Source organism: Nonomuraea sp. B5E05, from assembly GCF_039880665.1.
In the GTDB taxonomy this organism is placed as follows: Bacteria; Actinomycetota; Actinomycetes; order Streptosporangiales; family Streptosporangiaceae; genus Nonomuraea.
In genome coordinates, this window is record NZ_JBDPMJ010000001.1 from 25,389 (window position 1) to 47,732 (window position 22,344).

Consider the following 22,344-nt stretch of genomic DNA (forward strand, 5'->3'; position numbering starts at 1 on the left):
GTTGCTCCGCCTGTCGGCACCCTGGTAGAGGTAGCCGGTCTACTTATTGGGAGATCTCATGCTGACCGGAGACCGCGTGCGCCTGCGCGCCCTCGAACCCGCTGACAGCGAAGCCCTGTGGCGGTGGTATCACGATCCGGAGGTGGGGAGGTGGATGGACGCTTCGCCGCCCATCTCCCTCGCCCAGAACATGGAGAAGGGCGCCAACCGGCCGCGCAACACCTTCGAGCAGATGTCGCTGGGCATCGAGACGCTCGACGGCGGGCGGCTGATCGGCTATGTCGCGCTCGGCGACACCGACTTCATCCAGGGCGAGGCCACCCTCCAGAGCATCGCCATCGGTGACCGTGATCACCAGGGAGGCGGCTACGCGACGGACGCGCTGCGCCTGATCTGCAGGTACGCCTTCGAGGAGATGGGTCTGCACCGGGTGACGCTCTGGGTGGTGGCCGACAACACGGCGGCGGTGCGGGCGTACACCAGGGTGGGGTTCGTCGAGGAGGGGCGGCGGCGCGAGTCGTTCCGCACCAAGGGGAAGCGGCACGACTTCCTCATGATGGGGCTGCTGGAGTCGGAGCTGAAATGAGCCGGCACGCCGGTCAGGCGCGTCCTGCCATGGCGTAGAGGGCCTTGGCGGCGTCGCCGAGGTAGGGGCCGTACATCGTGCGCTGGTCGTCGCTGTACTTGAAGCTGCTCAGCGAGGTGATCGTGCCCCTGCCGGTGGCGGTGTTGAACGTGGTCATCCATGGGCCACCGCTGGAGCCCGCCGTCATGGCGCAGCCGAGGCCCTGGTCGCGGGTCTCCTTGTGCGGGTCGTCCCGCAACCGTCCCGCGCAGTAGACCAGGTGCCCGCCGTTGTACGGCGGATCGGCGGGATAGCCGAAGCCGAACGCCTGGCCGCCGCGTGGCGCGTTGAAGGCGATCTCCTGGGTGCCGACCACGTCGGCCACGTGCCTGCCGCGTGACGTGGCCAGGGCGACCATGCCGACGTCGTAGTTGTCGTCGCCGCTGCGCGCCCACGGGCCGGCGACGAACATGCGGCGGGCGGCGTACTGCCCGAACGGCGCCCGCCCGCCGGACCCGTAGCCCGGGACGAACGTCCAGTTCGCCGCCCACTCGCCGGCGCCGTCCTTGACGCAGTGGCCGGCGGTGACCACGAGGTCCTTGTTGGCGCTCCTGACCGTGCTGGCCGAGCAGACGAAGTCGGCGCCGGCGACGGTCAGGAACACGCGGCCCGTCGTTCTGGCGACGAGGCCGCCAGAAGCCCAGCGGGTGCCGACGGTGCTGGTGCTCGGTGCGGCGGCCGCGTGGCGGCGACGCACGACGGTGCCCGCCGTGCGGCCGGGAACGGCCTGACCGGCGGCCTGGCCGGTGAGGGCGGGAAGCGCCCGCCCGCCGGTCAGACCGCTCAGGGCGCGCCCGCCGGGCAGAGCGCTCAGCGGGCGCCCGCCGGTCTGGTCGCTCAGCAGGCCCTTGTCGCGCGTGACGAGGCCGAGCAGCCCGATCGGCAGGGCCTTGGCCATGCGCTGCGGTGTCCAGTAGTCGAGCACGCGCTGCTGGTCGGCGGGCGTGCGCGCGGCCACGTGCTCGACTATGCCGTCCAGCCGTGCCACGGAGGCGGGCCCAGTGATGGACCCAGCGATGGACCCAGTGATGGACCCGGTGCCGGACCCGGTGATGGACCCAGCGATGGACCCGGTGCCGGACCTGCTGATGGACCCGGTGACGGGTGCGGTGACGGGTGCGGTGACGGGGGGCGCGGCCTGCTGCGGGGCCGGGGCCGCGCCGACGAGCGCGGAGCCGATCAGCCCCGCGAGGAGCGGGGCCCCCGCGAGCATGGGGGTGCTCAGGGTCATGCCCCCCGAGTCTGCACCACGAGATGTGTTCTTGTGACTACTTTCGGTAAGTTGCTCAGAGGGCGTTGGTGTTTTGTGCCGTCTGGTAGACGGCCTGAGCCTCATTTCCGAAATATGGGCCGAACATCCAGTTCGGGGCAAAGTTGTATTTGAAGCTGTTCACCGAATTCTGCGTGCCGAGGCCGGTCGACTCGTTGAAGTTCAGCATCCACGGACCGCCGCTCGAACCGCCGGTCATGTTGCAGGTCAGGCCGTGGTCCTTCGACATCGCGAGGTCGTCGAAGGTCCGGCCGCTGCAGTGGATGAGCTTCGAGCCGTCGTACGGCGCCGCCGCCGGGTAGCCGAAGGCGTACATCGGCTGCCGTCTGGGCTGGTTGAAGGCCACGCCCTGGCCGCCCACGACGTCCACGAGCGTCTTGCCCTCCAGCGGCGCGACCACCGCGGCGGCGATGTCGAAGTTGATGTCCTCGCGGGCGTTCCACTGGGGTGTGGTCAGCAACCGGGTGGCGGCCCAGGTGCCGAAGGGGCGCTTGCCGTTGTCGTAGCCGGGCACGAAGACCCAGTTGGTGTGGAAGGCGCCGTTCATCTTCACGCAGTGGCCGGCGGTCAGCACCACGCTCTTGTTCGCGCTGGTCACGGCCGAGCCCGAGCATGAGGCGTTGCGCCCCTGCGTGGTGAAGAAGACCCGGCCGGTGGTCTTCACGACGGCGCCGCCGCGCGTCCAGGGCGTGCCGGACGACCTGGCCGCCTGCAACGCCGCGCCGTTCTTCCGCGCGCCGCTGGGCGGCGCTGTCCACGGGGTGCCTTCGGCGGGCTCCGCCATGGTCTTCTTCGCCCTGGCCTCGGGTCCGGGCGCGTTCAGCGGCTTGGCCGCCTCCATGCGCCGCTCCGTCCAGTACGTCAGGACCTGGCGCCGCTCGGACGCCGAATCCGCAGCCGCCTTCTGCGCGGGCGCGGGCTCCGGCCGCATCCCTACGTGAGCCTGCGCCCCGCTCGCCGGGAGCAGGGCGGCGCTCCCCGCGGCGAGGGCCAGGGCGGAAATCAGAGCAACTTTGCGGTGCATTACGTGCCTCCCGAAACCGAACGTGAGCTTCGGAAGGTAGTGGCATCGATATCCCGTTTTCTCGAGATTTGCGCGATCCGATATGGCGATATTCCGGCACGAATCTACTGTGTTATCTCGCGTCACATAAGTAAGGCACTTTGCGGCTGATCGGGGTCTCGTGCCCGAGTACGCCACGCAGCGGGGACAATGGACGGGTGCATGAACAGACCCTCCGCTCCGTCGTCGTGCTCGGCTCCACCGGCTCGGTCGGCACCCAGGCACTCGACGTCATCGCCGCCGACCCCGGCGGCTTCACGGTTACAGGGCTGGCGGCGGGGGGTGGCAAAGTCGACCTGCTGGCCAGGCAGGCGGCCGAGTTCGGCGTCGAGGTCGTGGCGGTGGCCGACGCCTCGGCCGTGCCGGCGCTGAAGGAGGCGCTGGCCGCGCACGGCGCGCAGCCCACGGTGCTCGCAGGCCCCGAAGGCGTCGCCGAGGTGGCGGCGTGGCCGTGCGACACCGTGCTCAACGGCATCACCGGCGCGCTCGGCCTGACCTCCACGCTGGTCGCCCTGGAGTCGGGCAGAACGCTCGCGCTGGCCAACAAGGAGTCCCTCATCATCGGCGGGCCCCTGGTCAAGCGGCTGGCCAAGCCGGGGCAGATCCTGCCGGTCGACTCCGAGCACTCGGCGCTGCAGCAGTGCCTGTGGGCCTCGGGGCCAGAGGGCTACGACCCCGCGCAGGTCAAGCAGCTCGTGGTCACCGCCAGCGGCGGGCCGTTCCGTGGGATGAAGCGCGCCGAGATGGCCGACGTCACCCCCGAGATGGCGCTGGCCCACCCGACCTGGTCAATGGGGCCGGTCATCACGATCAACTCCGCCACCCTGGTCAACAAAGGGCTGGAGGTGATCGAGGCGCATCTGCTGTTCGACCTCGGCTTCGACCGCATCGAGGTCGTGGTGCACCCGCAGTCGATCATTCACTCCATGGTCGAATACGTCGACGGCTCCACCATCGCCCAGGCCAGCCCGCCCGACATGCGGCTGCCCATCGCGCTGGCGCTCGGCCACCCGCACCGCATCCCCGGCGCGGCCCGCCCCATCGACTGGACCAAAGCGCACACGTGGACGTTCGAGCCGCTCGACGACGAGGCGTTCCCCTCCGTCGCGCTCGCCAGGCACGTCGGCGGCGCGGGCGGCACCGCGCCGGCCGTCTACAACGCCGCCAACGAAGCCTGCCTCGACGCGTTCATGCGCGGCGACCTGCCGTTCCTGGCGATCGTCGACACCGTCGCCCAGGTCGTCGAGGAGCACGACGTCACACCGGCCGGCTCCGTCGACGAGGTGCTGGCGGCCGACGCCTGGGCCCGGGCCCGTGCGGCCGAACTCACAGCGGGGCAGTCCCGCTGACTACCTAGACTGAAAGCGTCGTCACAGTAAGGGTTGAAATGTCATCTGTAGCTCTCGGCATTCCGGCGGTGCGCCCCAAGCCGCTCGCCGAACGCCGCCACTCCCGCCAGCTCATGGTCGGCAGCGTGCCGGTGGGCGGCGACGCCCCCGTCTCGGTGCAGTCGATGACGACCACGGTGACCGCCGACGTCAACGCCACCCTGCAGCAGATCGCCGAGCTGACGGCCTCCGGCTGCCAGATCGTGCGTGTCGCGGTGCCGTCCCAGGACGACGCCGACGCGCTGCCCGTCATCGCCAGGAAATCGCAGATCCCCGTCATCGCCGACATCCACTTCCAGCCGAAATACGTGTTCGCGGCCATCGAGGCGGGCTGCGCTGCCGTGCGCGTCAACCCGGGCAACATCAAGAAGTTCGACGACAAGGTCGGGGAGATCGCCAAGGCCGCGGCCGAGCACGGCGTGCCGATCAGGATCGGCGTCAACGCCGGTTCCCTTGACCCGCGGCTGCTGCAGAAATACGGCAAGGCCACGCCCGAGGCGCTGGTGGAGTCGGCCCTGTGGGAGTGCTCGCTGTTCGAGGAGCACGGGTTCAGAGACATCAAGATCTCGGTCAAGCACAACGACCCGGTCGTGATGATCAACGCGTACCGCCTGCTGGCCGCCCAGTGCGACTACCCGCTGCACCTGGGCGTCACGGAGGCCGGGCCGGCCTTCCAGGGCACGATCAAGTCCTCCGTCGCCTTCGGCGCGCTGCTGGCCGAGGGCATCGGCGACACGATCAGGGTGTCCCTGTCCGCGCCGCCGGTCGAGGAGGTCAAGGTGGGCGCCCAGATCCTGGAGTCGCTCGGGCTGCGCGAGCGCGGCCTCGAGATCGTGTCCTGCCCGTCGTGCGGGCGGGCCCAGGTCGACGTCTACACGCTGGCCGACCAGGTGCAGGCAGGGCTGGAGGGCATGAAGGTCCCGCTGCGGGTGGCCGTCATGGGCTGCGTCGTCAACGGGCCGGGCGAGGCCCGCGAGGCCGACCTCGGGGTGGCCTCAGGCAACGGCAAGGGCCAGATCTTCGTCAAGGGCGAGGTCATCAAGACCGTGCCCGAGTCGCAGATCGTGGAGACCCTGATCGAGGAGGCCATGCGGCTGGCCGAGGAGATGGGCGTCGAGATCGATCTCGACGACGACGCCGGCCCTCAGGTCACGGTCGGCTGACCTGCCCTTAGACCCACACGGAGACCCCGGGCCCGCCATCGGCCCGGGGTCTCCGGCGTCCGCGGGCCGCATGTCGCCCTTCACTCTTTGCAACCGATCCATTACATGATGGCAAGCATTTGCCCATACCCAGCGTCATGGCCCGCTCACGTACGGGAGCATCGCAAGGCCTATGACATGGGAGGGGGCCGGGTGAAACGGGTAGTCGGGATTGTCGCCGGAACGGCGGTGCTCGTCGCCGTAATCGTCAGCGCGGACGGGATGGCGGTGGCCAGCGGAGCGAGAGGCGCGCCGGCCGCGCCGGCCGCGGTGGCCTGGGGGCCGTGTCCCCAGGTGTCGGGAAAGCCGGCGCAGGCCGGCCTGGAGTGCGCCACCGTGCGCGTGCCGCTCGACTACCGCGAGCCGCTCGGACATTCGATCAAGGTGGCGATCAACCGGATCAAGGCCAAGACGTCGCGGGACGCCGACCACCTGGGGACGCTCCTGGTGAACCCGGGCGGCCCCGGCGCGTCCGGCCGCAACCTCACCTCGTACGTCGCCAGGAACCTGCCCGGAGACCTGCGCGACCGCTACGACATCGTGGGCTTCGACCCCCGCGGCGTCGGCGCGAGCGAGCCGGCGATGCGCTGCGTCGACCCCGGCGCCTACTACAAGGCGCCGCGGCCGGACGCCGTGCCGCGCGGGCGGGCCGAGGAGCGGGTGCTGCTCAGCCGGGCGGCCTCGTACGCGAACGCGTGCGGCAACCGCTGGGCCTGGCTGCTGCCGCACCTCACCACCGAGAACTCCGCCAGGGACATGGACGCCATCCGCGCCGCCCTCGGCGAGCAGAAGATCAGCTACTTCGGCTACTCGTACGGCACCTACCTCGGCGCCGTCTACGCCACGCTCTTCCCGCAGCGTGTCAAGCGGCTGGTCCTGGACAGCGTCGTCGACCCCACCGCGGTGTGGTACGAGGCCAACCTCAGGCAGAACGCCGCCTTCGAACGCCGCCATCGCCTCTTCCTCGGCTGGGTCGCCGAGCACAACTCCGTCTACACGCTCGGCAGCACCACGAAGCAGACGTCGTTCGCCTACTACGCGATGCGTGACAGGCTGAGGGATCGCCCGGCAGGCGGCATCGTGGGGCCGAGCGAGCTCGACGACACGTTCACCATCGCCGGCTACAGCGACAAGCTCTGGCCCGCGTTCGCCGCGGCCTGGTCCGACTACGTCCGGAAGGGCGAGGTGAAGGGCCTGGTCGACCTCTACGACAAGCACGGCAAGGTCGAGGCGGCGGACGAGAACAGCTACGCCGTCTACCTGGGCGTCCAGTGCCGCGACGCCCGCTGGCCGCGCGACTGGGACAGGTGGCGGGCCGACATGACCAGGTCGCACCGCAGCGCGCCGTTCCTGACCTGGCCGAACGCGTGGTACAACGCCCCGTGCGCGTTCTGGCACGTGCGTGGCGGCGAGCCGGTCGAGGTGCACGGGTCGCCGAAGTTGCCGCCGATCCTCATCCTGCAGTCCCGTGACGACGCCGCGACACCCTACAGGGGGGCGCTGACGGTGCACCGCCTCTTCCCGCGCTCCCGCCTGGTGGTCGAGCAGGGGGGTAACCACGGCGTGTCCCTGGGGGGCAACCAGTGCGTGGACGGGCACCTGGCGGCGTACCTGAGTGACGGCTCGCTGCCGGCGCGGGACGCCGGGTGCCGCGCGCTGCCCGAGCCGAGCGCGTCCGCCCGCATGGCCGCGAAGCCGCCGGAGCGGCACGATCTGCTGAGCGCTCTCGGGCTGCTGGGGCTGCTCGGCGCAGGGTGACGTCAAGAATCGGTTACCGCGGGCATCGCCAGATGAGCTAATCGGTAACCCTTCGCGTAGTCTGACCGTGTGATGCTGCGAACATCGGCGTCGCGCGTGCTCGACGACAGCGACCGGGACGAAGTTCTCGCCATGCTTGACTCCGACCCGGTCGCCAACGTCTTCGTCTCCTCCCGGGTGCGGGCCGTCGGACTCAATCCGGCGAGGCTGGGCGGGCAGATGTGGGGATTCGGGCCGCGCGGTGGCCTCGTGTCACTCTGTTACGCCGGGGCCAACATGGTGCCGGTCAACGCCGGTCCTGAGGCCGTGCACGCGTTCGCCGACCGCGCCCGCAAGCAGGGGCGCCGGTGTTCGTCCATCGTGGGTCCCGCCGACGCTGTCTCCCTGTTGTGGGAGCGGCTGGAGCCGCACTGGGGCCGGGCCCGCGCGATCCGCTGGGCGCAGCCGGTCATGGCCACCTCGCACAAGGCGCCGGTGCCCGCCGACCCGCTCGTCCGCCGGGTGCGGCCGGAGGAGTTCGACATCCTGCTGCCCGCGTGCGTGGCCATGTTCACCGAAGAGGTCGGGGTGTCGCCGAACCTCGGCGACGGCGGCGCCCTCTACCGCACCAGGGTCGCCGAGCTCATCAGGATCGGCCGCTCCTACGCCCGCATCGAGGACGGGCGGGTGGTGTTCAAGGCGGAGATCGGCGCGGTCACGCCCCACGCCTGCCAGATCCAGGGTGTCTGGGTCGCCCCCGAGCTGCGGGGGAGGGGCCACGCCGTGGCGGGCATGGCCGCGACGGTGGAGGCCGCGCTGAGCTGCTTCGCACCCGTGGTCACGCTCTACGTCAACGACTACAACCGATCGGCGCGCGCGGTCTATCGCAAGGTCGGCTTCCACGAGGTCGACACCTTCATGTCGGTGCTGTTCTAGCGCGCGGGAGCCCGCCCCCGGTCAGAGGCGTACGAGCTTGTCGAAGAGCCTGGCCAGCTCGGTGTCAGGGTCGCTCGTCAGCCCCGCGTGCACCGGCCCGGCCTGCACGATCGTGCTGCGCGGGGCCGTCAGCCAGCGGAACCTGCCGCCGAGCGACTCGCCCTCCAGCGGACCGGCCTCCTCGCCGCAGGCCAGCTCGTACGCGCTCAGCGCCCGGCGTACGCCGTCGAGGTCGGCGCCGGGATCGACGGCCCTCAGCCGGCCGGCGTCGAGCTCGACCCGCGCGCACAGGTAGCCGCGCGGCTGGCAGTAGAGCAGCACGCCCGCGTTGATCTGCTCGCCCCGCTCGACCCTGGGCACGACGCGGATCACCGCGTATTCGTAGACGTCCCTGGTCACCGGCCGCCTCCCCGCCAGAACTCGCCGACGGACCCCGGCCCCTGCCTGGGCGCCCTCTGCTCGGAGGACACCAGCCAGTCGTGCGGCTCTCGGGCCCTCCGGAGCAGGTGATCGGCATAGGCCTCGCGGACGGCGCCGGCCGAGCCGAACCCGGGCTCGCCGTCGAGCCATTCGCCGGGCACCAGCGCCGTCACGGCCTCCAGCAGCTCAGGGGTGATCTTCGCGGCCAGCTCGGTGCCCGCCGCCGCCACGTCGCGGGTGAACGGCGCGAGCACGTGGTCGCCGGCGTCGAACGGCCGCCGCGGGTCGGCCGTCTTCCAGTTGTGGTGGAACCAGAGCGCCGCGCCGTGGTCGATCAGCCAGGTGTCGCCGTGCCAGACCAGCAGGTTGGGGTTGCGCCAGCTCCGGTCGATGTTGTGGATGAGGCCGTCGAACCACACCACCCTCGACGCGAACACCGGATCGGCCGACCAGGCCAGGGGGTCGAACCCGAGCGCGCCCGGCAGGAAGTCGATCGCCAGGTTGAGGCCGGTGCTGGCCTTGAGGAGGTCCTGCACCTCCTCGTCCGGCTCTCTGACGCCGAGCTGGGGGTCGAGGTCGATGAGCTTGAGCTCGGGTGTCCGCAGGCCCAGCCGGCGGCCCAGCTCGGCCGCGATGATCTCGGCGACGAGCACCCGCCGGCCCTGGCCCGCCTCACGGAACTTCACGACGTAGGTGCCCAGGTCGTCGGCCTCGACGACGCCCGGCAGCGACCCGCCCTCGCGCAGCGGGGTCACGTAGCGCGTGGCCGCGATCCTTTCCAGCACGAGACGAGGTTATCGCCCCCTCCAGTTACCCCGGGCCGGGCGGCCAGGCGGGCGGGTCAGAGCTTGGCGACGACCTCCTCGGCGAAGCGCTCCATGGTGGCGATCTTGAGTTCCAGGGTGTCCTCGCCGTACCGGGCCTTCTCTTCCGGGGTAGCCAGCCACCAGGGCGCGGCCAGCGTTCCCGTCACGCCCTTGGCGGCGAAGCGCCGGTACGTGCCGGCGTCCGGCGGCACCGCGAGCGGCGCGATGATGTCGAACGGCTGCCCGCTCCTGCCGTTGGCGTCGAGGTGCCGGCGGAGCGTGTCGAGCACGGGGTCGAGCTGCTCCTCGGTGTAGATGCGGTTGCCGATCCAGCCGTCGCCCAGCCGCGCCGCCCGGCGCAGGGCGGCCTCGCTGTCACCGCCCACGTGGACGGGGATGCGCCCGGCGGGGACCGGGGAGATCGACAGGGCGGGCAGCCCGTCCAGGGTGACCGTCTCGCCCGCCCACAACGAGCGCAGCACGGGCACCATCGCGTCCAGCCGCCGCCCCCGCGTGTGGAAGTCCTGGCCGGTCGCGACGAACTCCTCCTTGCACCAGCCCACCCCCACCCCGAACGTCACCCGCTCCCGCGACAACACCGCCGCCGTGGACACCTGCTTGGCCACGGTGAACAGGTCGCGCACCGGGGCGATGTAGACGTTGGGGGCGAACCGCAGCGACGTGGTCACCGCCGCCATGGCCCCGATCGTCACCCACACGTCCGGCCAGTGCGTCCGCGCGTTCCAGCGCGGCCGCCCCGACTTCGAGTACGGGTACGGCGTCGCGAAATCGGCGTAGAAGAGATGGTCGGAGAGCGTCAGCGTGTCGAAGCCGCACCGTTCGGCGGCCCGCGCCAGCTCCACGAACTGGTCCGTGTCGGAGAACGAGGCCCCCAGCCACATCTTCATCGGAACTCCGGGGCGACCTTGGTGGCGAACATCTCCAGGTTGCGCTTGACCGTGTCGAGCGGCAGCACCCCCTGCTGACCCTGCATGTAGAGGCCGAACCACTCCAGGTCGGGCATCCGGTCGAGCATGCGCTGGATGCCGCGCTTGACGTCGTCGGGGGTGCCGAAGAGCGCCATCTCCACGTCGTTCATGCGCTTGGCGTCGCCCTTCTCCGGGGAGATCGGCTTGTGTTTCTCGTCCTCCTTCTTCCGCAGCACCTCGAGGTAGCCGAACGGGCCGAAGAAGGCGGCGAAGTCCTTCGGGATGCTGCGGCCGAAGGTGTTGATGGCCTCCTCGGTGGTGTCGGCGATGCCGACGATCTTGAGGATGCCGGTGTGCTCGCCCAGCTTGTAGTGGCGGCCCTGCTTGGCGGACTCCTCCTGGTAGAGCCTGGCCTTCTGGGCGTGGTCGTCGGGGTTGGGGGTGAACATCCACGGCATGATGTCCTCCTGGGCGGCCCTGATGACCGACCGGTCGGAGATCGTGAACGGCTGCCACAGCTCGGGGTGCGGGTTCTGGTACGGCCTGGGGCAGACGGAGACGGCCCGCACCGTGCCGTCGTCGGCGAGCTCGCCGGGCGCGCCGAACGTCCTGGTCCACTCCTGCGCCGGCCAGCCCTCGATGCCCTCGTACGGGAAGGGCACCTGGTAGTCCAGGACGTCGGACTTGTAGCGCAACGTCTCCTGGGTCCACGCCAGCTTCATGATCTTCAGCACCTCGCCGAAGACGTCGAAGTTGCGGGTGTCGGAGGCCGAGCCGTCGGAGCGGGCGGCGGCGGCGTGCCAGCGCTGGCCCAGCACGTTCATCCAGCGGTTCTGGTAGCCGCGGGCGACGCCGAGGCGCAGCCGTCCCTTGCAGAACTGGTCGAGCAACGCCACGTCCTCGGCGGCTCTGATCGGGTCCCAGGCGGGCAGGACCAGGCCGAGCGGCGCCAGCAGGATGCGCTCGGTCCTGGCGGCCAGGTCGGTGAGGAACATGAGTGGGTTGACCGAGAACTCCATGCCCTCCGAATGGAAATGGTGCTCGGTCATCATCAGCGCGTCGAACCCGACCTGGTCGGCGTGGACGGCTATCTCCCGCACCTCGTGCAGCAACCTCTGGTACGACTCCGTGTCACGCCCGATGGGCCGCCTGGCCTTGGCGTTCTCCTCGGCCGCGTAGCCAGAGCCGGGAATCTGCGGATTCAGGAAGATAGAGAACTTCACCGTTGGGCCTCTCTCCGCGGATGGTCTTCTGCAAGGTACTCTGGAAATCTTAACCGAGCAATCGCTTGGTCACGACGGGAGGTCCCCATGAGGCTCGGGGTCACGATGTTCGCGACGGACCTGGCCATGCCGGTCCACGAGCTGGCCAGAGCGGCGGAGGAACGCGGCTTCTCCTCGCTCTACCTGCCTGAGCACACCCACATCCCGGTCTCGCGCCGCACCCCTCCCGCGGGCGGGCAGCGGGAACTGCCCGAGGAGTACAAGCGCACCCTCGACCCCCTCGTCGCCCTCTCCTTCGCCGCCGCCGCGACCGGGCGGCTGTGCCTGGGCACCGGCATCCTGCTCGCCGCTCAACGCGACCCCATCGTGACCGCCAAGGCCGTCGCCACCCTCGACCACCTCTCCGGCGGGCGCGTGGTGGTCGGCGTCGGGTTCGGCTGGAACGTCGAGGAGATCGAGAACCACGGAGTCCCGTACGGCCGCCGCCGCGAGGTCGCCAGGCGCAACGTGCTGGCGATGCGGGCCCTGTGGCGCGACGAGGTGGCCGCTTTCGACGGGTTCGAGCCGTCCTGGTCCTGGCCCAAACCGGTGCGGGTCCCGCCCGTGTACGTGGGCGGCGCCGCCGGGCCGACGTTGTTCGCGCACGTCGCCGAGTACGCCGACGGCTGGATGCCGATCGGCGGCCACGGGATCAAGGCGGCGCTGCCCGCGCTACGCGAAGCGTGCGAAAAGGCCGGGCGGCCGATGGCCGAAGTGATACCGTTCGGGACACGGCCGACGAAGGAGAAGCTCGACTACTTCGCCGGTCTCGGCATCGATGAAGCCGTGGCCACGCTGCCGAGCGGGTCCGCGGACGAGGTGCTGCGTTTTCTTGATCAATACGCGGCCCTTCATTGATGACGGGCATAATGGCGGTATATGTCCGAGCTTCGTGCCGATGATCCGCGGCGACTTGGGCCGTACCGGCTGACACGCAGGCTCGGCCAGGGCGGCCAGGGCGTCGTGTATCTCGGCGAGTCCCCGCAAGGCGCCAAAGTCGCGGTCAAGCTCCTGCGCGCCAGCCTGTCGAGCGACCCCGACGTGCGGCGCAGGTTCCTCGGCGAGGTCGAGGCCGTGCGCCGGGTGGCGGCCTTCTGCACGGCCCAGCTGATCGAGGCCGACCTCGAAGGCGATCGGCCCTACCTGGTCAGCGAGTACGTCGAAGGCCCCTCGCTGCGCGAGCACATCGTGGCGGAGGGGCCGCGCCAGGGCGGCTCGCTCGACCGCCTGGCCATCGGCACCGCCACCGCCCTCGGCGCCATCCACCGCGCCGGCGTCGTGCACCGCGACTTCAAACCGGGCAACGTGCTGCTCGGGCTCGACGGGCCGCGCGTGATCGACTTCGGCGTGTCCAGGCTCGTGAACACCGAGGCGACCACCGGCCACATCCCCGTGGGCACCCCGGCCTACATGGCGCCCGAGCGCATCCACGGAGAGCCCGCGGGGCCGCCCGCCGACCTGTGGGCGTGGGGGCTGACCGTCGCGTACACCGCCAGCGGCCGGCACGCGTTCACGGCGGAGACGCACCGGGAGGTGCTGGCCAGGATCCTGTACGGCAAGCCGGACCTGGGACCGTTGCGCGGGCCGCTGCGCGAGATCGTGCAGGCGTGCCTGGCCCCCGAGCCCGGCGACCGGCCGAGCGCCGAGGAGGTGCTGCTGCGGCTCCTGGGGCAGCAGGCGGCCGGCGAGCAGGACGTGCTGACGTCCGGCGCCATGGCCGCCGTCGGCGCCGCCGAGCGGGACGAGATCGTGATCACCGATCCTGACCCGACGACGAGCTTCCCCGTCGTACGCGTCCGCGAGACGGCCGCCACCTCCGCGCACCGGCACGCCGGCACCCCCTCCGGTGCGGCCGGGCTGGAAAGGACCGGAAGCACGTCCGGGGGCGCGGGGCGGGAGAGCGGCGGGAGCACGGCCGGCGAGGGCGCGGACGGTGACGGGCGGCTCCCCGGAACGCGGCCCGCGCGGGGGCGGGTGCGGCTCTGGCAGGTCATCGTGGCGGTGGCCGGGCTCGCCATGGGGGTGGCCGGGTTCGTGTTCTGGCTGCGCGGCGCCCAGGGTCCCGGCCTCGAAGGCATGTGGACCGGCTCGGCCGAGCACTTCACCGCCGAGCGCGTGTTCCCCATCGAACTGCACGTGCACCCCGAAGGCGGCGGCGCCATGCGATGGGGAGCGGATCTGCACTGTTCCGGACGGATCGGGCAGACCGGCACCCAGATGGTGTTCACCCTCGATCAGGTCCGGGGCGAGGAGTGTTATCCAGGGACGCTGAGGATGCTCCCGACCGCCGACACTAACCAGATGGCCATCAAGGTCACCCGCCACGGTGAGGACCAGGTTACGTATTCGGGCAAGGTCGCCCGTACCTCCTGACCTGCTGTATCACGGTCAGGCAGCGATTGGCCTGCGCACGGTTGACTGCGGGCGGCCCGTTGCCTTCAGTAGGTAGCAGGCGGCGAGGGGAGGGTGCCCGTGCCAACGGCGCAGCCGCTCAGGACGGGGGACCCGCAGCGGCTCGGGGAGTACACGCTCTCCGGGCGCCTGGGCGAGGGTGGTCAGGGTGCGGTGTTCCTCGGCACGAGGGGCGGGGAAAGATACGCGGTCAAGCTGCTGCATGGGCCGGTCGGCGACGAGCGGGGGGCGTTCCTGCGGGAAGTCGAGCTGGCCAAGCATGTGGCGCGCTTCTGCACGGCGCAGGTGATCGACGCGGGGTTCGACGAGGGCCGGCCGTACATCGTGAGCGAATATGTCGAGGGGCCCTCGCTGCAGCGGGAGGTCGCGCTCACCGGGCCGCGGCGGGGCGGCGCACTGGAGCGGCTCGCGGTCGGCACCGCGACCGCGCTCGCGGCGATCCACCGGGCCGGGATCGTGCACCGCGACTTCAAGCCCCAGAACGTGTTGCTCGGCCCCGACGGGCCGCGCGTGATCGACTTCGGCCTGGCCAAGGCGCTGGACGCGGCGGCCACGGTGAGCGGCAGGGGCGTGGGGACGCCCGCGTACATGGCGCCCGAGCAGATCACCGCGTCGGCGGTCACCGGGGCGGCGGACGTGTTCTCGTGGGGCGCGACGATGTGTTTCGCGGCCAACGCGAGCGCGCCGTTCGGGCAGGACTCCGTCGCGCCAGTGCTGCACCGCATCCTGACCGCGGCGCCCGAGCTCGGGCTGCTGGACGGCCGGCTGCGCACGCTGGTGGAGTCGTGCATGGACAAGGACGCCCGCAACCGGCCGACCAGCAGGGACCTGCTGCTCGCGCTGCTGGGTGAGGCGGGCGACGTGCCGGACGGTGTGCTGAGCTCGCCACCCGCCCCCATCCTGCGTGCCACGCCGCCGCTGATCCCCGAGCCGCGGCCCCCGATGGCCGAGCCGGAGGAGACGGGGGCATCCGGCGGTTACGTGCTGCCCGAGTCGCGGGAGCCGACGGGGTCCGGATCCGCTCTCGCAGAGCTCGGTAGGGAGCAGAGCACGTCCGGAGGTCCCGCCTCGGTGGATTCCCCGGCAGGCGTGGGCGGCGGGTCGGGAGCCACCGGGTGGGGGCGGGTGGGGCGCCCGCCCGAGACGTCGGGGCCCCACCCTGGCACGCAGCTGACGCAGCCCCCGAAACGGGGCTGGCCGAGGGCCGCCATCGCCGTCTGCGCGGCGCTCACGGTGACCGCCGCCGTGCTGCTCACGGTGCTCATCCCCACGTTCGACGAGCAACGGGGTGCGCAGGCGGGACCGCTGCTGCCGGACACGAACCCACCCGTGATCACCCAGTCGCCGATCGGCGAGTCCACCCCGATCAGGACCAGGAAGGAGACGCAGGAGCAGCGCGAGCCCACCGCGAAGCCACCCCCGGCGACCCGCCCGGTCACCGTGCCGGTGCCTTCGCTGGTCGGGATGAGCAAGGGCGCGGCGACCAAGGCACTCAAGAAGGCCGGGCTGGCACTGGGCGCGGTCACCGAGGCCGACTCGCCGGAGAAGATCGGCCAGGTGCTCGGCAGCGAGCCGGCCTCCGGCGCGGAGGCGGCCAGGGGCAGCAAGGTCGCGCTCCAGGTGTCGAAGGGGGTGGCGGTGCCCGCGGTCACGGGCAAGGCGCGCCAGGCCGCCGAGAACGCCCTGACCGGCGCGGGCCTCGAGGTCGGCACGATCAGCCACACCTGCTCCGACCAGCCCGGCGGCCGGGTGCTCGGCAGCGACCCCGAAGCGGGCAGCCGCGTCGCCGGTGGCACCTCGGTGAACCTCACCCTGTCCCGCCACGGCACGGCCGTGCCGCCTGTCGTCGGCCGGTCCAGGGCGGACGGGCGGGCGGCCCTGGAGGCCGCCGGCTTCAGGGTGCGGCAGCGCGGGCAGGTGGTGGAGGACGAGTCGCGGGCGGGCACGATCCTGCGTCAGAGTGTCCAGGCGGGCAGCTGCGCCAAGCCGGGAGCCACGGTCCTGATCATCGTCGGCGTGGCCGGCCAGTCAGGCCCTCCGGACCCCGGCGACGAGCAGCCTTCGCCGACCCCGAGCGGCCAGATCCCCGGCGATTGACCGCGCGGGCGCCTCGCACGGACCCACGCGTGCCGCGCCGTTCCCGGGGCAGGTGCAGCTCATGAAAAAGCTCTTCATGTTCTTCGCCGCGAAGTGGCTGACCCGGACGCCGCTCGGACTCGCCGTTCTGGGGCTGGGCTGGTTCCTGACCAGGCGCCGCAGGCAGCGACAGGAGGGCGCCCGTCCCCCGGAGCGGCGGGCGGCGGCGGCCCACCCCTAGGTTCCTCGGGGTGAGCGGTGGCGTGGTCACTTGAGGGCTCCCGCCGTCAGCCCCGCGACGATGCGGCGCTGGAAGAACAGCACCAGCAGCACCAGCGGGATCGTCACCAGCACGCCCGCCGCCATCTGCGTGCCGAACGGGGTGTCGAACTTGGCCGCGCCGGTGAACTGGGCGATCCGGACCGTGGCCGTCTGGCGGGACTGGTCGTTGACCATGGTGACGGCGATGATGAACTCGTTCCACGTCGCGATGAAGGCCAGGATCGCCGTGGTGAAGACTCCCGGCGCCGCCAGGGGGAGCATGACGCGGCGGAAGGCGGCGAAGGCGGTGCAGCCGTCGATCATGGCGGCCTGCTCCAGCTCGTACGGCAGCTGCCGGAAGAACGTCGTCAGGTTCCAGATGGTCAGCGGCAGGGCGAAGGACATCGACGGGACGATCATCGCCTGGTAGGTGTTGATCCAGCCGATCGTCGTGAACAGCTTGAGCAGCGGCACGATGAGCAGCGCCCCGGGGAACATGGACACGGCGATCACGAGGGCCAGGATGACGTTCTTGCCGCGGAAGGCCAGCCGCGCCAGCGCGTACGCCGCCATGGTGCCGACCAGGAGGGTGACCGCCGTGGTGGTGCCCGCGACGACGAGGCTGTTGACGAGCGACCGGCCGAAGCCCATGCCCTCGGCGAAGACCGCGTCGTAGCTCTCCAGCGACCACGGCGCGGGCAGCGGCGACTTGTCGTGGATGTCGGCCGTGCGGCGGAAGCTCGACACCACCATCCAGTAGAACGGCACCAGGCAGTACAGCGCGATGCCCGTCATGGCGGCCCTACGCCACATCGCGGGCCTCCTTCCGGCGCGAGCGCACGTCGCTCAGCAGGTCGGCCCCGAGCAGCTTGACGAAGACGAACGCGATCACCGCGATGTAGGCGAACAGCGCCGTCCCGTACGCCGACGCGGGCCCGTAGTGCACCCGTGTCGCCTCGTCCCAGATGAGTCCCGACAGCGTCTCCACCGACTGCTTGCGCGGCCCGACCAGCACGTACGGCAGGTCGAAGATGCGCAGCGCGTCCATCAGCCGGAAGAGCACGGCCACCAGCAGGGCGGGCCGGACCAGCGGCAGGGTGATCCGGCGGAACGTCTGCCAGGGGGTGGCGCCGTCGACCTTGGCGGCCTCGTACACGCTGGACGGGATGATCTGCAGCCCGGCCAGCACGAGCAGGCCGACGAAGGGGGCGGTCTTCCAGGTGTCGGCGATGATCACGGCGAGCTTGGCCCAGGGGCCGTCGGCGGTCCAGAGGATGTCGGTGCCGAGCAGAGTGTTGGCCACGCCGTCCGCCTGGAAGATCCACTTCCACATGAGGCCCGCGACCGCCGTCGGGACGGCCCACGGGATGAGGATGCTGGCCCGCAGGAACGCCCGCCCCCTGAAGGCCCGCCGCATGACCAGTGCCATGGCCATCCCGAGCACGACCTCCAGCGCCACCGTCACCACGGTGAACAGGGTGGTGTTGAACGCGGCGTTCATGAAGCGCTGCTCCGCCACGCCCGCGTAGTTCGCGAGTCCGGCGAACCACTCGCCCTCCACCACGAAGCCGTCCGCGTCGAGCCGTTGCCCGCTTTCGTAGAACGATTCGCGCATGGCCGCGACCAGCGGGTAGAAGACCACGAGCGCCAGCACGATCATGGTGGGCGACAGCATGGCGGCGGCCGTCCACGACTGGCCGCGCGGCGCGGCCGGGCGCACTCTCACGTGAGCAGCGGGCCGAGGGCTGACTGGAGCTCGGTCAGGGCCTGGTCGACGGGCTTGGCGCGGGTGATGATGGCGTACGCGGACTCCTGGACGGCGGCGGTCACGTCACCGTACTTGACGGCCGCGGGGCGCGGCACGGCGGCGAGGATGCCCTCCTTGAGCGCCGGCAGGTACGGGTACTTCTTGACCAGCTCGGGATCCTCGTAGATCGCGGCCCGCGCCACCGGCATCGAGCTGGTCTGCGCGAACGCCTTGAGCTGCGCGGCGCTGGTCATGAACGCGACGAAGTCCCTGGCGCTCTGCTTGTGCTTGGAGAAGGCGGAGACGGCCAGGTTGTTGCCGCCCAGCGTGCCCGAGCCCGGGCCGGTCAGCCCGGGGATGGGCGCCACGTCGACCTTGCCGGCGACCTTGCTGGAGCCGTCGGTCTTCTGGGCGGCCTCGTAGCCGTAGGCCCAGTTGCGGTAGAAGAGCAGCTTGCCCTCCTGGAAGGCGACCCGTCCCTCTTCCTCCTTGTACGTGATCGCCTCTTTCGGGATCATGCCGCTGTCGAACCCGTCGGCGAGGAACCGCGCGGCCTGCTTCGCCGCCTCGCTGGTGACCTGGGGCTTGCCGGATTCGTCGAGCAGCCGGCCGCCGGCGGAGGAGACGGCCTCGGCGAAGTTCACGGTCAGGCCCTCGTACTTGTCGAACTGGCCGGCGTAGCAGCTCATGCCCTTCTGCTCGGGCAGGACGTCCGCGCAGATCTTCTTCATCTCGTCCCAGGTCTTGGGCGGCTTCTTGACCAGGTCGGTGCGGTAGTAGAGCAGGCCGGTGCCGGTGAACAGCGGCATCGCATAGAGCTTGTCGCGATATTTCGCCGTTTCGATGGTGGTGGGGAGGAGGCCGGTCGTGTCCAGCTTCAGCTCGTCCACCCACCGGTTCGCGGCGAACTCGCTGGTCCACACCGCGTCGATGAGGATGACGTCGCCGGTGTCCGACTTGGTCTGCGCGCTCTGGATGAGCTTGCGGCGCTGCTCGTCGGCGCTCTCCGGGAGCAGCACGACGGTCGCCTTCTCGTCGGGGTGCGCGGCGTTCCAGGCGTCGACGATCTTCTGCACCGACTCGGCCTCGAACTTGCCGCCGAGGAACGTGATCGGCCCGCGCCCGCCGTTCTCCTGCGCGGCCGGCGCGCTCGCGGGGGTCGTCGAGCCGCAGCCGGCCAGTCCCGCGCCGAGCGCCAGCGCGGCGGCGATGTGGATTGCCTTCATCGGGGGGTTCCTTCCAGGGTTACGGTCTCGCCGTGCAGCCGCGACCGCTCGGCCGCCCAGGCGATGAGGTGGCTGTGCAGGCTCTCGCCGGGGGAGGAGAGGATCGGGGCGCGGTCTCTCGTGGCCACAGCGGTCAGGAACGCCTCGACCAGCGCCTGGTCGCCGCCGCCGTGGCCGCCCCTCGCCGTCGCGTCGCCGGTCGGACTGGTGTCGACGGTCTCGGATCGGCCCGTGACGAAGTCGGTCACGATCAGGCGGTCGCCGTCGCCCTCGATGGAGCCTCGGGTGCCGAAGATCCGGGTCTGGCGGTGGAGCGCGGGCGTGAAGGCCGTCATCGTGAACGACGCGGTCGCGCCTCCCTCGAACTCCAGGTTCACGACCTGGTGGTCGACCACGTCGTTGTCGCAGGCGTACACGCACCTGCCGTACGGGCCGGTCCTGAGCGCCTCCAGCACCCCCTGCTCGGAGACGTCGTCGGTGAGCACGGACAGCGGCCACTCGTCCGTGCCCGCCAGCGGCAGGTAGATGCGCCGGGCGGAGTAGGGGCAGTCGGGCTCGACCCGGCAGTCGAGGCAGCGGTCGGCGGCGCCCTCCGGCCGGTTCTCCGGGCGGAAGTGCTGCAGGCCGCCGAACGACGACACGCGGGTGACCTGCCGGCCCGTCAGGTGCACCAGCCAGTCGAGGTCGTGGCACGACTTGGCGAGCAGCATGAACGTGGACTCGTCGGCCCGCCGCCAGTTGCCCCGCACGTACGAGTGCGCCTGGTGCCACCAGCCCACCGGCTCCAGGTGCTGGATGTTGACGATCTCGCCGATCCGGCCCCCGTCGAGCAGCTCCTTCAGCACCCTGGTGTACGCCGTGTAGCGCAGCACGTGGCAGACGGCGAATATCGCGCCGGAGCGCTCGGCGGCTTCCACGATCGTGTGGCAGTCGTCCTCCGAGACCGCCATGGGCTTCTCCAGCAGGATGTCGTAGCCCAGCTCGGCGAAGCGCACGGCCGGCTCGACGTGCTCGCGGTCCTGGGTGGCGATGACGACCGCGTCCGCCTGGCGGGGCAGCGCGGCCAGCTCGCGCCAGCCCTCGTACGGCGTCGCGTCGGGGAACCTGGCGCGGCGGCCGGCGAGCGGGTCGGCCACCGCGACCACGCGTGCCCGGCCGGTCTCGACGGCGTGGTCGGCGTAGGAGGCGCCCCGCGAGCCCGCGCCGACGATGGCGAGCGTGATCATCAAGCTCCTCTACTTATGTAACCAATTCACGTATGTCGGCTGATGCTAAGATCCGGGCTGGTAGACGTCAATAGGGAAGTTATGGGGAAAGGTCTCATAAGTGACCGAGCTCCGGCCGGGTGACGCGTCGCTGCTGCGCAAGGTGAACACCCAGGCCACGCTCAGGGCCCTGCGCCGCGAGGGCGTGGCCACGCTGACGCAGCTCGGCCGCATCACCGGGCTGTCCAGGCAGACGGTCGAGGCGGTCCTCGACGAGCTGGGCGAGCGCGGCTACGTCAAGGAGGTGCCGCCCGACGAGGGCGCGATGGGGCGGCCCGCGCGGCGGTTCGGGTTCCGCGCGGACGCCGGCTACGTGGTGGGCGTGGAGGTCGGCGGCGACACCATCGTGGCCGCGCTGGCCGACCTCGGCGGCGAGGTGATCGCCTGGGAGCGGGCCGAGGTCGACATTGACGCCGCCGCCCACGAACGCCTGGCCGCCGCCCGCCGCACCTGCCTGGCCTGCGTGGACGGCGCGGGCGTGGCGCGCACCCGCGTGTGGGCCGTGGCGGCCGGCACCTCGGGCATCGTCGACCGCACCGGGCGCGTGTCGTTGTCGATCACGCTGCCCGGCTGGACGGGCGTCGACCTGGCGGGCCTGGCCGGAGACTGGTTCGGCTGCACCGCGTTGGCGGCCAACGACGCCAACCTCGCCGCGCTCGCCGAGCACTGGCGCGGCAGCGCCCAGCACGCCTCCGACGTCGTGTACGTCATGATGGGCCGCCGGGTGGGCGCGGGCATCCTGATCGGCGGCCGGCTGCATCCGGGGCGTGGCGGGGCCGCGGGCGAGATCGGCACGCTGCGCCAGGTCGGCTGGGAGGACGCCGCCCGCGACCTGGTCAAGGACGCCTCGGCGGCCGAGGTGTTCGAGGCGGCGCTGCGCGGCGACCGCGACGCCCGGCGCCGGGTCGACGGTTACGCCGAGACTCTCGCCATCGGCGCCTCGGCGCTCGCGCTGGCCATCGACCCCGACCTGCTGGTGCTGGGCGGCGGCTACGTGCGGGCCGGAGACGTGCTGCTCGAACCGGTCAGGCGGCATTTGGCCGAGTTGTGCGTGAGCGTGCCCGAGGTGGTGGCGTCCACCTTCGGGGACGAAGGGGTGGCGCTGGGCGCGGTACGTCTCGCGCTCTCCCACGTCGAGCGCGAGATCCTCGGCCTCTAGCCGCCTCGTGGGTCGTGCCAGATCGCCCTGGCGGACTCCAGCATGGCCGCTCTGACCTGCTCTTCCGGCAGGTCCATGGTCTTGACCGTGCCCCACTGCAGCGCGCCGAGCAGGGCCCAGCCCTTGAGCCGGGTCTCCGGGCAGGGGTCCTCGCCCACGAGCTTGGCGAAGATCTCGTCCCTGTACGTCCTGATCACCGCGCGCTCCGAGCCAGGCGAGACGGGGGAGACGGAGTCGTCGCCGGCCAGGTCCTCCATGAACAGGCGGATCACCGAACGGTAGCGCACCGCGAACCCGACCAGGGCCTCGACGAACTCGTCCCGGCTCTCGTGGCCGGAGTCGAGCAGCGCCAGCATGTCGCCGGCCGCCGGCGAGAGGAGCTCGGCCGCCAGGCGGTCCTTGGGGTGGAAGTGGTAGGCGACGGCGGTCTTGGTCAGCCCGACGGCGGCGGCGATGTCGGCCAGCGACGTGGCCGCGTAGCCGCGCTCGGCGAACAACTCGCGGGCGGCGGCCAGGATCCGGGTGCGGGTGTCGTCGGCTGTGGTCATCGTCTCATTTCT

The 22,344-nt window shown here is 71.2% G+C and carries 21 protein-coding genes; 10 read left to right on the forward strand and 11 right to left on the reverse strand.

The window, feature by feature from the left end:
* Positions 1-58 precede the first annotated feature (58 nt).
* Positions 59-586, forward strand: a complete 528-nt coding sequence (locus tag ABGB01_RS00120) for a GNAT family protein (RefSeq protein WP_347768942.1) — start codon at positions 59-61, stop codon at positions 584-586.
* Between the two features lie 13 nt (positions 587-599).
* Here the strand turns inward: ABGB01_RS00120 and ABGB01_RS00125 are convergent, their stop codons facing one another.
* Together ABGB01_RS00125 and ABGB01_RS00130 are read right to left on the reverse strand one after the other, a co-directional pair.
* Positions 600-1,856, reverse strand: coding sequence for a trypsin-like serine protease (locus tag ABGB01_RS00125; RefSeq protein WP_347768944.1), 1,257 nt, complete (start codon positions 1,854-1,856; stop codon positions 600-602).
* Positions 1,857-1,911: 55 nt separating this feature from the next.
* Positions 1,912-2,919: a peptidase gene (locus ABGB01_RS00130; protein ID WP_347768946.1), complete on the reverse strand. Its 1,008-nt coding sequence runs from the start codon at positions 2,917-2,919 to the stop codon at positions 1,912-1,914.
* Positions 2,920-3,116: 197 nt separating this feature from the next.
* On the opposite strand from ABGB01_RS00130, the gene dxr reads away from it, so the two are divergent.
* From dxr to ABGB01_RS00150, 4 genes are all read left to right on the forward strand, one after another.
* Complete coding sequence (dxr, locus tag ABGB01_RS00135) at positions 3,117-4,307, forward strand: 1-deoxy-D-xylulose-5-phosphate reductoisomerase (RefSeq protein ID WP_347768948.1); 1,191 nt, start codon at positions 3,117-3,119, stop codon at positions 4,305-4,307.
* Positions 4,308-4,345: 38 nt separating this feature from the next.
* Positions 4,346-5,509, forward strand: coding sequence for a flavodoxin-dependent (E)-4-hydroxy-3-methylbut-2-enyl-diphosphate synthase (gene ispG / locus ABGB01_RS00140; RefSeq protein ID WP_347768950.1), 1,164 nt, complete (start codon positions 4,346-4,348; stop codon positions 5,507-5,509).
* Between the two features lie 192 nt (positions 5,510-5,701).
* A complete protein-coding gene (locus tag ABGB01_RS00145; RefSeq protein ID WP_347768952.1) occupies positions 5,702-7,306 on the forward strand; it encodes an alpha/beta hydrolase in 1,605 nt (534 codons plus the stop codon).
* A 72-nt stretch (positions 7,307-7,378) separates the two neighbouring features.
* A complete protein-coding gene (locus tag ABGB01_RS00150) occupies positions 7,379-8,221 on the forward strand; it encodes a GNAT family N-acetyltransferase (RefSeq protein WP_347770142.1) in 843 nt (280 codons plus the stop codon).
* Between the two features lie 21 nt (positions 8,222-8,242).
* Here ABGB01_RS00150 and ABGB01_RS00155 read toward each other — a convergent pair whose 3' ends face one another.
* Genes ABGB01_RS00155 through ABGB01_RS00170 form a run of 4 tightly spaced genes read right to left on the reverse strand, consistent with a single transcriptional unit; the run spans position 8,243 to position 11,599 of the window.
* Positions 8,243-8,620: a DUF3037 domain-containing protein gene (locus ABGB01_RS00155; protein WP_347768954.1), complete on the reverse strand. Its 378-nt coding sequence runs from the start codon at positions 8,618-8,620 to the stop codon at positions 8,243-8,245.
* Positions 8,617-9,426 (reverse strand): HipA family kinase, encoded by an 810-nt coding sequence (locus ABGB01_RS00160; protein ID WP_347768956.1) that lies wholly within the window; start codon positions 9,424-9,426, stop codon positions 8,617-8,619. Before ABGB01_RS00160 ends, ABGB01_RS00155 begins: the two co-directional genes overlap by 4 nt.
* A gap of 56 nt (positions 9,427-9,482) precedes the next feature.
* The gene (locus tag ABGB01_RS00165; RefSeq protein ID WP_347768958.1) at positions 9,483-10,355 is read right to left on the reverse strand and encodes a TIGR03619 family F420-dependent LLM class oxidoreductase; all 873 of its coding nucleotides are present in this window, start codon (positions 10,353-10,355) and stop codon (positions 9,483-9,485) included.
* Positions 10,352-11,599, reverse strand: a complete 1,248-nt coding sequence (locus ABGB01_RS00170; RefSeq protein WP_347768960.1) for an LLM class flavin-dependent oxidoreductase — start codon at positions 11,597-11,599, stop codon at positions 10,352-10,354. Before ABGB01_RS00170 ends, ABGB01_RS00165 begins: the two co-directional genes overlap by 4 nt.
* Before the next feature lie 87 nt (positions 11,600-11,686).
* Here ABGB01_RS00170 and ABGB01_RS00175 point away from each other — a divergent pair, with 87 nt between their 5' ends.
* The 4 genes from ABGB01_RS00175 to ABGB01_RS00190 all read left to right on the forward strand — a co-directional run bounded on the left by ABGB01_RS00175 (position 11,687) and on the right by ABGB01_RS00190 (position 16,367).
* Positions 11,687-12,496, forward strand: a complete 810-nt coding sequence (locus ABGB01_RS00175; RefSeq protein WP_347768962.1) for a TIGR03619 family F420-dependent LLM class oxidoreductase — start codon at positions 11,687-11,689, stop codon at positions 12,494-12,496.
* 21 nt (positions 12,497-12,517) lie between these two features.
* Entirely contained in the window at positions 12,518-14,011 is a 1,494-nt protein-coding gene (locus ABGB01_RS00180; RefSeq protein WP_347768964.1) for a serine/threonine-protein kinase, read from the forward strand.
* A 99-nt stretch (positions 14,012-14,110) separates the two neighbouring features.
* The gene (locus tag ABGB01_RS00185) at positions 14,111-16,147 is read left to right on the forward strand and encodes a PASTA domain-containing protein (protein ID WP_347768966.1); all 2,037 of its coding nucleotides are present in this window, start codon (positions 14,111-14,113) and stop codon (positions 16,145-16,147) included.
* 61 nt (positions 16,148-16,208) lie between these two features.
* A complete protein-coding gene (locus tag ABGB01_RS00190) occupies positions 16,209-16,367 on the forward strand; it encodes a DUF6203 family protein (protein WP_347768968.1) in 159 nt (52 codons plus the stop codon).
* 26 nt (positions 16,368-16,393) lie between these two features.
* Here the strand turns inward: ABGB01_RS00190 and ABGB01_RS00195 are convergent, their stop codons facing one another.
* Genes ABGB01_RS00195 through ABGB01_RS00210 form a run of 4 tightly spaced genes read right to left on the reverse strand, consistent with a single transcriptional unit; the run spans position 16,394 to position 20,586 of the window.
* Complete coding sequence (locus ABGB01_RS00195; protein WP_347641439.1) at positions 16,394-17,200, reverse strand: carbohydrate ABC transporter permease; 807 nt, start codon at positions 17,198-17,200, stop codon at positions 16,394-16,396.
* Positions 17,190-18,113 carry a sugar ABC transporter permease gene (locus ABGB01_RS00200; protein ID WP_347768970.1) on the reverse strand — a complete coding sequence of 308 codons (924 nt, stop codon included), beginning with the start codon at positions 18,111-18,113 and terminating at the stop codon, positions 17,190-17,192. The genes ABGB01_RS00195 and ABGB01_RS00200 overlap by 11 nt, the downstream gene beginning before the upstream one ends.
* Positions 18,110-19,360, reverse strand: coding sequence for an ABC transporter substrate-binding protein (locus ABGB01_RS00205; RefSeq protein ID WP_347768972.1), 1,251 nt, complete (start codon positions 19,358-19,360; stop codon positions 18,110-18,112). Before ABGB01_RS00205 ends, ABGB01_RS00200 begins: the two co-directional genes overlap by 4 nt.
* Entirely contained in the window at positions 19,357-20,586 is a 1,230-nt protein-coding gene (locus ABGB01_RS00210) for a Gfo/Idh/MocA family oxidoreductase (RefSeq protein WP_347768974.1), read from the reverse strand. The genes ABGB01_RS00205 and ABGB01_RS00210 overlap by 4 nt, the downstream gene beginning before the upstream one ends.
* 100 nt (positions 20,587-20,686) lie before the next feature.
* Here ABGB01_RS00210 and ABGB01_RS00215 point away from each other — a divergent pair, with 100 nt between their 5' ends.
* Positions 20,687-21,784 carry an ROK family transcriptional regulator gene (locus tag ABGB01_RS00215; RefSeq protein ID WP_347768976.1) on the forward strand — a complete coding sequence of 366 codons (1,098 nt, stop codon included), beginning with the start codon at positions 20,687-20,689 and terminating at the stop codon, positions 21,782-21,784.
* On the opposite strand, the gene ABGB01_RS00220 is transcribed toward ABGB01_RS00215, so the two are convergent.
* Positions 21,781-22,332 carry a helix-turn-helix domain-containing protein gene (locus tag ABGB01_RS00220; protein WP_347768978.1) on the reverse strand — a complete coding sequence of 184 codons (552 nt, stop codon included), beginning with the start codon at positions 22,330-22,332 and terminating at the stop codon, positions 21,781-21,783. The genes ABGB01_RS00215 and ABGB01_RS00220 overlap by 4 nt on opposite strands.
* Positions 22,333-22,344: the final 12 nt, after the last annotated feature.